Annotated in this window: 10 protein-coding genes; 1 reads left to right on the top strand and 9 read right to left on the bottom strand. The window is 69.9% G+C overall.

Annotated features, from left to right (window positions below):
• Positions 1–13 precede the first annotated feature (13 nt).
• Entirely contained in the window at positions 14–1,021 is a 1,008-nt protein-coding gene (locus ACZ66S_RS36830) for a cupin domain-containing protein (protein ID WP_469905929.1), read from the top strand.
• 75 nt (positions 1,022–1,096) lie between these two features.
• Here ACZ66S_RS36830 and ACZ66S_RS36825 read toward each other — a convergent pair whose 3' ends face one another.
• The 9 genes from ACZ66S_RS36825 to ACZ66S_RS36785 all read right to left on the bottom strand — a co-directional run bounded on the left by ACZ66S_RS36825 (position 1,097) and on the right by ACZ66S_RS36785 (position 12,662).
• Positions 1,097–1,984: an AAA family ATPase gene (locus ACZ66S_RS36825; protein ID WP_469905928.1), complete on the bottom strand. Its 888-nt coding sequence runs from the start codon at positions 1,982–1,984 to the stop codon at positions 1,097–1,099.
• Between the two features lie 16 nt (positions 1,985–2,000).
• Complete coding sequence (locus tag ACZ66S_RS36820) at positions 2,001–3,068, bottom strand: cupin domain-containing protein (RefSeq protein ID WP_469905927.1); 1,068 nt, start codon at positions 3,066–3,068, stop codon at positions 2,001–2,003.
• A 47-nt stretch (positions 3,069–3,115) separates the two neighbouring features.
• The gene (locus ACZ66S_RS36815; RefSeq protein WP_469905926.1) at positions 3,116–4,345 is read right to left on the bottom strand and encodes an MFS transporter; all 1,230 of its coding nucleotides are present in this window, start codon (positions 4,343–4,345) and stop codon (positions 3,116–3,118) included.
• A gap of 3 nt (positions 4,346–4,348) precedes the next feature.
• Positions 4,349–5,482 (bottom strand): ABC transporter ATP-binding protein, encoded by a 1,134-nt coding sequence (locus ACZ66S_RS36810; protein ID WP_469905925.1) that lies wholly within the window; start codon positions 5,480–5,482, stop codon positions 4,349–4,351.
• 18 nt (positions 5,483–5,500) lie between these two features.
• Entirely contained in the window at positions 5,501–7,312 is a 1,812-nt protein-coding gene (locus ACZ66S_RS36805) for an ABC transporter permease (RefSeq protein ID WP_469905924.1), read from the bottom strand.
• Between the two features lie 6 nt (positions 7,313–7,318).
• A complete protein-coding gene (locus tag ACZ66S_RS36800; RefSeq protein ID WP_469905923.1) occupies positions 7,319–8,428 on the bottom strand; it encodes an ABC transporter substrate-binding protein in 1,110 nt (369 codons plus the stop codon).
• 40 nt (positions 8,429–8,468) lie between these two features.
• Entirely contained in the window at positions 8,469–9,572 is a 1,104-nt protein-coding gene (locus ACZ66S_RS36795; protein WP_469905922.1) for an ABC transporter substrate-binding protein, read from the bottom strand.
• A gap of 353 nt (positions 9,573–9,925) precedes the next feature.
• Complete coding sequence (locus ACZ66S_RS36790; protein WP_469905921.1) at positions 9,926–11,500, bottom strand: ethanolamine ammonia-lyase reactivating factor EutA; 1,575 nt, start codon at positions 11,498–11,500, stop codon at positions 9,926–9,928.
• Between the two features lie 28 nt (positions 11,501–11,528).
• The gene (locus tag ACZ66S_RS36785) at positions 11,529–12,662 is read right to left on the bottom strand and encodes a cupin domain-containing protein (RefSeq protein WP_469905920.1); all 1,134 of its coding nucleotides are present in this window, start codon (positions 12,660–12,662) and stop codon (positions 11,529–11,531) included.
• Positions 12,663–12,751 lie beyond the last annotated feature (89 nt).

Below are 12,751 nucleotides of genomic sequence, written 5' to 3'. Positions count from 1 at the left end.
CACAGGAGGCAGCATGGGCAAGAAGGGGCGAGTGTTCGTCCGCGGCCTGACCTCGGAGACGTACGGGCTCGGCGAGTTCCGGCGCAAGCAGTTGGCCGTGGAACGGGTACGAGACGACTCCGTGGTCGTCGACGACGCCAAGGTGGCCCACTCGGGCGACAGCGAGAAGTCCCGCACCTGGTGGCGGGTGGGCCCGGGGGACGAGGAGTTCCTCACCCAGACGATCCAGGTCCACTTCGTCGAACTGCCGCCGCAGTCCAGCAACCACGGGCATGGGCACCAGAACGAGGCGGCCTTCTACATCCTCGAGGGCCGCGGCTACGAGATCCACGACGACCAGCGGTACGACTGGACCAAGGACGACCTGGTCTTCGTCCACACCGACTCGGTGCACCGCCACTTCAACCCCTACGACGAGACCGCCACCGCGCTGGTGGTGAAGGCCAAGAGCACCTGGATGTTCATGGGCCTGCTCCAGCAGGGGCGCAGCGGCCCCGTCGAGGAGGAGGAGAGGTTCGGGCCGCGCGAGGACTGGTCGCGGATCTGGACGCCCGGGGTCGGGGACCGCAAGAAGGTCATCAGCGTCGGCGACACCACCTGGGAGAACACCCCGCTCGGCCGCGTCCGTGTGATGTCCTCACCGCAGCGCACCGACGCCCGCATCTTCTCCGTCGACGCGTTCGAGCTCGACATCCCCGCGGGCAGCCGCTCGGGCAAGTACTGGAAGATGGCCGACGAGGTCCACTACGTCCTCGACGGCAGCGGCTACGCCCTCCAGTGGGAGGTCGAGGCGGAGATCGCCGAGAAGTACTACGCGCGGATCGCCAAGGAGCCCACGCGGCACGAGATCACCAAGGGCGACACGCTGTACGTGCCGCAGAATCACGTCTGCCAGCTCTTCGCCTACGACGGCACACCGCTGCGCGTGCTCTCGGCGCAGAACCGTGTCTTCAAGCACCTCGGCTACGACACGGTGCACTTCATGGAGGACGCCCCCGAGTACCAGGCGGTCGAGGCTTGATCGGGTACGGCCCGCAACGGCCGGGGCCCCACACCGTGGACGCGGTGTGGGGCCCCGGCCGTCGCGGCCTGCGTGCTAGGTGCGGCCGGCCGCGGCTTCCTCCGCCGCCGACACGAGATCGTCGAGGCGGAGCAGCGACGGTTCCTGTGCCGTCGCCAGGCGCAGGGCGAGCGCCGCGTGCACCGTCTTGCGGATGCGCCGGCCGTCCAGCCCGGTGAGCAGTTGGCCGACGCGCCGGTGCACGGCCGCGTCCTCGGCCAGCGGGGCCAGTTCGGGCCATTGCGCGGCCAGGCCGCGCAGCGAATCGGCGACGATCCGCGGGACCACCGACTCGTCCGGCAGCTCGGTGCGGACGACGAGGTCGGCGCGGGACAGGAACGCCTCGTCGACGGCTTCGGCGAAGTTCGTCGTGACGACGAGCAGGGTGCCGGGACGCTCGGCGCGCAGCGCGTCCAGACCGCTGAGCACGGCGTCCGTCGCCCGGTGCACGTCCACCGGGTTGGTGTCGAAGGACGCCGAGTGCCGCCGTACCGCGAGCGCCTCGACCTCGTCGACGAGGACCGTGGTGTGCGGACGGCGCGCGGCCAGTTCGGGCAGGGTCTCGCGGAACAGCCGGGAGACCGCCCGCTGGCTCTCGCCCAGCATCTCGCTGGGGAAGGCGTGCGGGTCGACCTCCACCAGGGTGCTCGCGCCGTGCGGGGCCAGGGCACGCGCGGCGGCCTGGGCCAGTCCCTGGGCCAGGGTGGTCTTGCCGGTGCCGGGCGGCCCGGCCAGTACCACCAGACCGTGCGGTGCCAGGGGCGAGCCCGCGAGCCGCCGCCCGTGCCGTTGCACGAGGACAGCGGTCGCGAGCAGGCGTTCCTTGACGCGGGGATCGATGATCACGGAGTCCCAGGGGCCGTCGTGATGGTCGGCCGGCAGGGCGTGGATCCCCGAGACGCCGTGCGGCAGTGCGGGGCTCACCGTTTCTTCCCTCCGCTCACGGCCACGTGGGCCGCGTCAGCGCAGGCCACCGGATCGTCGACGGGTCGCCGGCCTGCGCGTCGCGGATGTGCTCCGGCGGCTCCTCGAAGAGCACCAGCGGGTCGCACAGCGCGCGCATCGTCTCCAGCAAACTGTCGAACATATGGATGCGCACCACCTTCGCGGTGTGCTCCGGGGCCGTGTTGATGTGCTGGTGCCACAGGAAGTGGTCGACGACGATGAGGTCGCCCTTCTTCCACGGGTGCCGCTCGCCGCCCTCGGGCTCGGTGCCGAGGTAGCTCTCGCCGGAGCCCTCCACGACGTACAGCCAGGCCTCGCCCGGATGCCGGTGCATCGACTGCGCGCGGCCCGGCCCGATCTCGAACATGGCCATGGTGATGCCGGATGCCTGGTAGCCGATGGCCCGGTCGAGCAGGAACGTCGTGCGGGTGCCGCGGGGGGTGTTGCGCAGTTCGAGCTCGTCCCAGCTCGTGTGCAGTCGGCCCGAGCGGCGGGACTCCTGCTCGCGTGCCAGTCGGCGCAGGCGCGCCGCGTACGGGTCGGAGCCGTCGCGGCCCGCCGAGAAGGCCGGGCGTGGCGGCAGTTCGGACACGGCCGTGTGACCGGCGTCCTCGAGGACGGACAGGCCCATCGTCTCCAGCAGCGGCTCGCTGGAGAAGGTGAGGTAACGCGTCGTCGTGTCTCCGTCGTTGCCACTGCGGTGCCAGGACCAGGCCGGCAGGTGCAGCGAGTCGCCCGGGCCCCATTCGACGCGTTCGCCGTCGATCTCGGTCCAGCCCCAGCCCGCCACGACGAACACCATGGCGTCCCACGAGTGCCGGTGCACGGTGGTCGTCGTGCCCGGGTCCATCTCGTGCGCCAGCGCGTCCATGGTGCGGGTCGGCCGGTCGCCGTCGGCACCGACGAACACCCCCACGCGGCTGCCGCGTTCGGTCGGGTGCATCACGACGTCCTCGTGGGCGACGACCGTGCGGTGGTTGGCACGCCACTCCTCGATGAAGGCGGCGCGGCGCCGTTTCTGCACGTGGTAGTGGGTGACCTCGGTTGTCGTACGCGTACTCAATGTGTCTCCCAACAAGCGGTAGGGGAACGCGGGAGCAGTCGGAGCGGTCAGGGGGTGGCGGGCTCGGGGCCGGGGACGCTGTACTCGCGCACGGTGCGGCTGCGCAGTGCGCTCGCCGCGGACACGGCTGCGGGCACCAGACCGCCGAGGGTGAGGGCCGCGACCGGTCCGAGCGCACCCGCCAGCAGTCCCATCGCGGAGTCGCCGATCGCGGGTCCGCCACGGGAGGACATCTGGTAGATCGCCGAGACACGTCCGCGCAGCCCGTCCGGCGTCTCGACCTGCACGGCGGCGTGCCGGACGGTGGTGGCGACCGCGTCCGCCGCCCCCAGCGCGAGGGCCATGAGGACCGCCACGACGAAGACACGTGACTGGGCGAGCCCCACCACGGCCAGGCCGTAGGCGGCCGTTCCCCACAGCACGATGTGTCCCGCACGCGCGGTGCGCACGAGCCGGAACACCCACGCCGATCCGATCAGCGCGCCGGCCGAGGGGGTCGCGGACAGGAGTCCGTACCCGGTCGCCCCCACATGGAGGACGTCCGCGGCGAAGGCCGGCAGCAGCACCCGGTAGGCGCCGAAGACCGTGGCGGTCAGGTCCAGGCCCATCAACTGCCAGATGACGGGCCGGTGTGCCACGTAGTGCACGCCTTCGCGCAGGCTCTCCACCAGCGACCGGTGCTTGTCCTCGGAGACGAGGGGCGGCACCCGCAGCAGGGCGAGGACGACGACGAGGACGGCGTAGGTGACGGCGTCGAAGACATAGACGGCGCCCGGTCCGCCGAGGGCGATCAACACGCCCGCGAACGCGGGGCCCACCAGGATCGCTAGTTCGCGGGAGGGGTTGAGCAGCGCGAACGCCTCGACGAGCCGTTCGCGCGGCACCAGTGCCGGAATCAGTGCCTGCCGGGCCGGCTGGTCGAAGGTGGCGGCCGCCGTCGCCAGCAGCGAGGAGACGACCACCGTCCACACCGTCGCGGCGTCCGCGAGGGTCACGGCGGCGAGCCCCGCCGACACCAGCAGTGCGACGGCCTGGGTCACCTGGAGCAGCCGGCGCCGGTCCAGCCGGTCGGCGTAGATCCCGCCGACCGGGGACAGGACCAGCAGGGCCACCGCCTGGGCGAGGCCGACGAGCCCGACCTGCGCGGTCGAGCCGGTGAGCTGGTAGACCTGGTAGAGGTTCGCGGCGACGGCGCCCCGGGTCCCGATCTGGGACAGGACGACACCACCCCAGTAGAGGTCGAAGTCGCGATTGCGCAGTACTCGGGGTATCGGCATCGGTCAGTCGACGGGGACCAGGGTCACCTTGTCCGGGGCGATGGAGAAATGGACCTCCGTCCCGGGCGGTATCGACAGGTTGGGGTTGGAGCGGTTGCGGATCTCCAGCTTGCCGACGCCCACGATGTGGTCGACGACATCGCCCATGAAGGCACGGGTGAGGACCTTGCCGGACCACTCGTTGGGCACGTTGCCGCGCGGCTCGCGGGACAGCTCCACGCACTCGGGCCGGATCGAGACCAGCACGCTCTCCCCGACCACGGGCGCCGTGTCGACCTCGTGGGCCACCAGCCGGCCGTGCTCGGTGTCGACCTGGACCTCCTGCCCGTGCACCGAGGCGACCGTCCCCTCCAGGAAGTTGGAGGTGCCGATGAACTCGGCGACGAAGCGGGTGGCGGGCTTGGTGTAGATCTCGCGGGGCTTGCCGATCTGCTCGATGCGCCCCTGGTTCATCACGGCGATCCGGCTCGACATCACCAGTGCCTCGGACTGGTCGTGCGTCACGTAGATCGCCGTCAGGTGCAACTCCCTTTGCAGGCGCTTGAGTTCGAAGCGCATCGTCTCGCGCAGCTTGGCGTCCAGGTTGGACAGGGGCTCGTCGAGGAGCATCAGCTCGGGATGGGTCACCAGGGCGCGGGCCAGGGCCAGACGCTGCTGCTGGCCGCCGGAGAGCTTGGTGGCGGGGCGGGAGGCGTAGGCGCCGAGCTCGGTGACGTCGAGGACCTGCCCGACGCGTTCCTCGATCTCCTTGCGGCCGGGCCGTTTGGCGCGCGGCATGACATCGAGGGGGAAGGACACGTTCTTGAAGACCGACATGTGCGGCCAGATGGCGTACGACTGGAAGACCATGCCGAAACCGCGCTGGTTGGCCCGCATGTTGACGCCCCGGGCGGCGTCGAACAGCACGCGCCCGCCCAGCGTGACGCGTCCGTCCGTGGGCCGTTCCAGGCCGGCGACCGAACGCAGGGTGGTGGTCTTGCCGCAGCCGGAGGGGCCGAGCAGGGTGAACAGCTCGCCGTCCTGGACTTCGAAGTCGACCCCGCCGACGGCATACGTGCGTGTGTCGTCGGCGCGGCGCCTGGCTCTGCGTCCCGCTGTCTCGTCGTAGCTCTTCTTCAGGGATTCGACCGTCAACATCGCTGAAGGTCCCTTCGATCAGTTCGCGGAGTCGCCCTGCAACCCGAAGCGGGCGCCCAGGCGGTAGGCAATGGAGACGAGCAGGACCAGCAGGAGGACCATCAGGACCCCCAGGGCGGCGAGGGTGGTGAACTGGCCGTTCTCGAACTGCTCCCAGATCAGCACCGACAGGACCTCCTTGCCGGGGCTGTAGAGCAGGATCGTGCTGGACAGTTCACGGAAGGACACGACGAGGATGTAGACCCAGCCGGCGAGGATGCCGCTGCTCATGAGGGGCAGCAGGACCCGCCGGAAGGTCTGGAACCAGGAGGCGCCGGACACCTGGGCCGACTCCTCCAGCTCCGGTGACATCTGGGCCATCGCCGCCGACGAGTACCGCATGCCGTACGGCAGATAGCGGGTGCAGTACGAGATCAGCAGGATGAGCAGGGTGCCGTAGATCGGCAGCGGCATCCGCAGGTACACGAAGGACAGCGCCAGACCGAGGACCAGGCCGGGGATGACGATCGGGGTGAAGGCGACGAGGTCGAGCAGCCGCCTGCCCGGGGCCTTCGTCCGCAGGACGACCCAGGAGACCACGGCTGTCAGGACCATCACCGCGGTCGCCGCGCCCACGCCGAGCAGGAGCGAGTTCTTCAGCGCGGTGAACGCCAGCGGCATGTCGAGGACCGCACGGTAGTTGTCCAGCGTCATCGAGCTGAGCGCCTTGCGCGACGGCGCCGCGTAGTACTTCAGCATCGAGGCGTACACGAGGACCGCGACCGGCAGGACCACCGTGATCAGGAAGTAGAGGATCACGGCGACCCCGACGAACGGACGGGCCCGGCCCAGCTCGACCGGGCGGGGCCGGAACGCCTTGCCCGTGACGGTCTGGAAGTTGCGCGAGGAGCGCTGGAGCCAGCTCGAGAGCAGCACGCCGGCCGCCGCGATCAGCAGCAGGCCGATGGCGTAGGCGCCGGCCGCGCCGTAGTCGACCGGGTAGGCCCGCAGCACGAAGTAGATGCGGCTGGTGAAGACGTAGATGCCGTTCTGCAGGCCGAGCAGGCCCGGTACCTCGAAGCTCTCCAGGGACTGCACGAACATCAGCAGCGCGGCGGAGATCATCGCCGGCCGCAGCAGCGGTACCGTCACGCGCCGCAGGACGGTGAGCCGGTTCGCCCCCGACATGGCGGCGGACTCCTCAAGCGAGGGGTCCATGGCCCGGAAGGCGGCGACCATGAGCAGGAACGCGACCGGCGCCAGGTGCAGTCCCTGGACCCAGATCATGCCCCAGACGCTGTAGATGTTGATCGGTGTCGCGCCGAACAGGGGCTTGAAGAAAAGGGAGTTGAGGATGCCCGTCGAGGGGTCGCCGAGGAAGATCCACGAGGTGGCGTACAGGATGCCGGGCACGATGAGCGGCACCAGCGACGCCGCGAAGAACAGGCCCTTGAACGGGGTGTCCGTGCGGACCTGCACATACGCCAGGGTGGTACCGAGGACGAGGGCCAGTGCCGCCGAACCGAGGGCGAACCACATCGAGTTCAGCAGCATCTCGCCGGCCTGCGCGTTGCCGCCGTAGGCCCGGGAGAACGCGCCGAAGGAGACACCGGTGCCGTCGGAGCTGAGGAACGTGTCGTGGATCAGATAGCCCAGCGGCACGACCGCGAGGTAGCCGACGACGAGGACGGCGCCGCCGACCAGCAGGCCCTGGAAGGAGAGCAGGCCCCGCACCATCCGCAGGAGGCGTGCGGGCGCGGTCCGTTCGGCCGGTGCGAGGCCGAGGGCAGGTCCCGGTCCGGGCCCGGGGCCGTCGCCCTGGGACCTGGTGGGAGTGGGTACGAGTGTCATGGGCGGTCAGTTCCCCACCGTGCCGACGCCGCGCAGCAGCGCGTCGTACTTCTTGTCCCAGGTGCCGGACTTCGAGCTGAGGGCCTTGACGTCGAAGGGGGCGAGCGTGAGTCCGTTCAGGCTCTTGTCGCCGGGGACCTTCGTCGAGGGGGTGAGCTTGAGCTTGACCAGCTCCTTCTGCCCGTCGGTGAGGAGCCAGTGGTAGAACAGCCAGGCCGCGGCCGGGTGTTGGGCGCCCTTGATCATGCCGACGCCGTTGGGCCGGGCGAAGGCGGGTATCTTCGACACGCCGTTCGGGGGGAGGTGCGTGACGGGAGCGCCCGCCGCCTCGGCCCGGTCGGTGATGTAGGTGTAGTTCATGGCCTCCAGCGGTGTCTGGCCCGCCGTGAGGAACTGCATCATCGTCGTGTGGCCCTTGGCCACCTTGCCGTTGGCGGCGATGGCCTTCCACAGCCTGTCCACCTCGGCCTGGCTCTTGCCGTGGTCGAGCCACCACTCGGTGACGCTCTGGTACCAGTCGCTGTCGCTGATCTCGAGGGTGAGCTTGCCCTTGTACTTGGGCAGGGCCAGGTCCTCCCAGCTCTGCGGCTCGTCACCGGGCTTGATCAGGTCGGTGTTCCAGGCGGGCTGGAAGACGTTGAGCCGGCTCGCGGTCCAGTCCTTGAACCGGCCGGTCTTCTCGACCTTGTCGAGCGCGGAGCCGTTGAAGGGCACCAGCATGCCGTTGCCGGAGAGCGCGGTCATCTCGAGGAAGTTGGTCTCCACCGCGTCGGCGCCCGGTTTGCCGGCCTGCCCCTCCTGGAGCGCTCGTTGGAGCACCGTCTCGGAGTTGCCGCGAAAGACACTGACCCGGATGCCGTACTTCTGCTGGAAGGCCTTGGCCACCGGCGTCGCGATGTCCGCGGTCATCGAGGTGTACAGGGAGAGGGTCCTGCCCTCCTTGCCGGCCAGCTCCTTGGCCTTGGCCACTTGCTGGTCCTGGGGCAGCTTCGCGATCTGCGCGTAGACGCCGTCCGCCTTGCTGTTGGACGCGGCGGTCGAGATGGCGCCCCCGCAGCCGGTGACGGATGCGACCAGCAGTCCGGCCACGGCGAGGGTGGTGATACGGGTCCTCATGCGGTGCTCTCCTGAAAGAGGCGAAAAGGGGATGTGCGGGTCAGCCCGCCGCCGGGACGCCGCGCAGCAGGGCGTCGTAGGCGGCGTTCCACTTCTTGGTGTCGGTCTCGGCGCTCTTGGAAAGGCTGTAGGTGGTGGTGCCGGCGGGGATCGGATCCTTGTAGCCCGGCACCGATGTGGCGGCGGGGATGCGCAGGGAGTCCGCGATGATCCTCTGGCCGTCGCTGAGGACCCAGTCGGTCCACAGCATGGCCGCGGCGGGGTGGCGCGGGTTGGCCATCAGTCCGATGCCGTTGGGGCGCAGGATCACCGGCTCGACGACGGGCCGCCAGGCCACCGGCGCGCCCTTGGCCGCCGCCTTGTCGATGGTGTGGCTGTACACCGACAGGGCTACGGCGAACTGTCCCGCGCTGAGCAGTTCGCCCTGCACGGTGTGGCCCTTGGTCACCTTGACGTTGGCGGCGATCTTCTTGAACAGGGCGTCCACGTCCGAGGAGCTCATCTTCTTCTCCTCGGTCAGATACGTGTGCATCGAGGCGTACCAGTCCCAGTCGCCGACCTCGACGGCCAGCTTGCCCTTCCACTTCGGGTCCGCGAAGTCGGCGAAGTCCCTGGGCTCCTCGCCCTTGCCGACCTCGTCGGTGTTCCAGCCGACGACGAAGGCGTTGAAGCGTTCGGCCGTCCAGCCGCCGAGGTGCTTCGCGGCGTCCCTCAGTCCGGCCGCGGCGGGGCCGTCGTAGGGGTGGAGCAGGTGCTGGGAGTCGAGTGCCCGCAGTTCGAGGTCGTTGGTGTCGATGACGTCGTTCTGGGGCTTGCCGGCCTGGTTCTCCTGGAGGGCGCGTTGCAGGACCGTCTCGGAGTTGGCGCGGAAGGCGTGCACCTTGATGCCGGGGTAGGCCTTCTGGAAGCCGTCGACGAGGTCCTGGATGTCGGTGTTGGAGGTGTAGAGGTCGAGGACACCGCCCTCGTCCTTGGCGTCGGCGACCAGCTTGTCGGTGCGTTCCGTGCCGGTGAGGGACTCGTACGCGGCGTAGGGGTTCTTGTCGGGGGCGGATCCGGCTGCGTCCGTCGTCGGTGAGGCGCCGCAGGCGGTGAGGAGGAGACCGGCGGCCAGCAGGCCGGCGGGGTGAACACCATGACGCATCGCACACTCCTTGGAGGAAGCGGACGGGTCGGAGGGCGGACGGAGGAGCGCGGCTGTGGGGGAGGGTGCGTTCGCCCGGGTGGCGACGCGTGGTCACCGGGGGAGGGTCGGCCAGGTGTCAGCCGGCGGGTAAGTGACCGGGGTTCGCTTCCGTCCAGGTGCTCGACGGACGGTGATCGCACATCGGTGAACACCTTCCGTCGGCTCGTACCCTGCATAGAACAGCAGGTGTGGTCTTATGGTCTAACCATCGGACAAGAGCTTTACTTCATTGTTACTTCGCGGGTTCGGCCGGTTCACCCGGCCGGCTCAGGAGGCACCGTAACCGGTGCCGCTGACCAGCGGCGGAGCGCTCAGCGGGGGTCGTCCCCGAAGACGAGGGACTTGATGGTGACGGGGACCGTGTTCGAGGGGAAACGCACCCGCCCGATGTCCACGTAGTCGAAGTCCCGCAGGCTCAGCCCGTCGATGACGAGGAGGTCCGCGGTGACCCCCAACTCCTCGCGCAGCAGCCTGCCGAGCGTCATGGCCACGTCCCCGTCCAGCACGACGTACAGGGGGTTGCCCAGGGCCGTGCGGTCGGCGAGCGCGTCCCTCACACCCTGCGCGAAGGGCAGCAGCCGCTCGTGGCTGGGGAGACCGCTCCACGACAGGGCCAGGGCTACGTCCACGCCCGTCTGTGCCACGTCGAGGGCGAGCAGGCGGCTGCGTACGGCCGCCTCGACGTCCCGCGCCCGTACCGTCTCCGGGAGTTCGTGGACCGGCCGGACGACCTGGAGGTTGCGCCGCGGCAGCAGCGCGTCGGGATCGGAGATGTACCCGGTGTTGCCGCTGAGCTGGACGCTGAACTCCGACGCACCCAGTGCCGTGGCGCGGATGCGCTCCCCGGCGGGCAGCAGGGGGTACGGCAACCGGCCCGCGTCCACCCGCCGACGCAGGGCACGCCCGAGAGGCCGGCCGAGGTCACCGAAGTGCGTGCGCTCCGGGTCGTACACGTACTCCGCCACCCCGCCCGAGAACATCACCGCGTCGATCGGACCGGTGTCACCCAGGGGGTCGGTGAGGAAGAGGTCCCGTACGTGCGGGGGCAGCGGGTCGGCGGTGAGGGCGTCCATCAGGGCGTTCGCCATCGACTGCGCGACCAGCTCCACCTCGTCGTCCCGGGCGCTGTCGCCGACCTTCCAGGTGAACCCGGCGCGGGCGGCGTGCGCGGCGCCCGCCGGGTCCAGACGGACGATGCGCCCGCTGTCGTCCACCACCTGGAGCCGGCCGCCGATGTGCAGGGCGGCGGTCGCCACCACCCGGCCGCCGTCCAGGACCGCGAGCTTGGTGGTCCCGCCCCCAATGTCGACGTTCAGGATGCGCTGCCCGGTGTCGTACGACGCCTTCGCCGCCCCCGACCCGTAAGCGGCGAGCATGGCCTCCATGTGGTGCCCCGCGCTCGCGGTCACCAGCTCGCCGCCGCGCTCGGCCAGGATGCCCGCGATCACCTCGGCGTTGCGGCGGCGCAGTGCCTCCCCGGTGAGGATGACGACGCCGGTGTCCACGTCGGCCGCCGCCACGGCTGCCTCGCGGTAGGCGGTGTCGATGATCGAACCGAGCGCGCCCGCGTCGATGTACTCGTCGTCGGCGTACGGGGTGAGCTCGACCGGGGAGCGGTGCAGCGTCTCGCGGCGCACCACGTGGTAGCGGCTCGTCAGGTCCTCGCCCAGGCGGCGCAGATGCAGCCGGGAGAAGACGACCTGGGTGCCGGAGGAGCCGATGTCCATCCCGACACTGTGCAGCGTCACGTTGTCCTGCTGCCAGATCGGGTTGTCCCGCAACGTCCCGGTCGGCTCGTCGTCGTGGGTGTGGTCGTGGTCGGGGGTGTGGGCCGAGTAGACCGTGCGCGCCCCGCCGTCGTGGATGTGTTCTTCGGTGTGCCGCACGGTCCCGCTCCTTTGCGGACGACGGATGTCAGACGGAGTCGGTCCTGCCCGGCTCCGGGGGCAGCGTCTCGAGCTCCGCCTCGTAGACGGCGTCCATCTGCGGCTGCATGCCGTTCTTGGCGAGCGCGTCGCGGAACGTCTCCCGCACGTACGGCGACTCGTCGGCGTAGTCGATCTGGTCACCGCCGATGCGCCGGCTGATCCAGGCCTTCGGCACGCCCTGGGCGTTGCGCACGGAGACCACCTCGTGCTTGAAGGCGAGGTAGCGGCCGGGTTCGGCCCCGGTGTTGAAGTGCTGGTGGAACCACATGTTCGGCGGCACGATCAGGGTGCCGGGGCCCCACTCGTAGCGGCGCGGCTCCTCGCCCTCGGGCCACATCAGGCTGTAGCCCTCGCCGGAGAGGATGATGACGTGGGCGCCCGGCCCGTGCCGGTGCCCCTTCTTGTAGGTGGCCGTGGGGAACTGCGAGATGTGGCTGTTCATCGACCCCTTGGCCATGGCGAAGCGGATGTGGCCGCCGCCCGCGCCGCGCTCCTTGGCCTCGATCAGCGGCAGGTTGACCGCGTCGGCGACGAAGTTGGTGTCGAGCAGCAGGCCCTTCTGCTCGCCCCTGGGGGAGAAGTACTCGGGCTCGCCGTTGAATCGGTCGGGGAAGTCGCGCGGGGTGTTGAAGACGAAGTCGGGGTCTTCGTAGAGGTTGATGACGGGCGGCATGTTCGTCGACGACACGAAGCGCGCGGTCTTGTTGCCGGAGCCGTTGAAGTGCTGGTGGTTGGCGTTGAGCGGGATGGCGAACATCGAGCCGGCCTGCCACTCGAAGGTGGTCTCGGCGCCGGCGTCGTTCCAGACCCTCGTCGATCCCTGGCCGTCGAGGACGAGGATCATCTCCTCGAACAACTGCCGCTGCGGAGCGAGCTTCCCGCCCGCCGGTATCTCACAGACGTAGCAGTCGTTCGAGGTGCGGGTGGCCTCGTGGTTGATGAACACGCCCCGGCCACCGCGCCGCTCCCACGGCTTCAGTTCGACCGTGCGCAGGTCGGGCACGTAGTGCGCGGCGATGATGTCCAGCCCCTCGGCGGCGACCCAGCGCGTGTAGGGGGAGTCCTTCTCGGTGGCGAACTTCGCCGCCAGGTTGTCGTTGACGATCGCATCCTTGGCCATGGGGCCCTTCCTGGTCGGCTCTGTGACGCACCAGGTGGATGCGTCCGGAGGGGGTTGGAATTGGTAGAACCATAAGTCCACCCCTGGTG

This window comes from Streptomyces sp. NPDC107471 (assembly GCF_055582845.1).
This window is presented reverse-complemented; position numbering and strand designations above follow the sequence as displayed.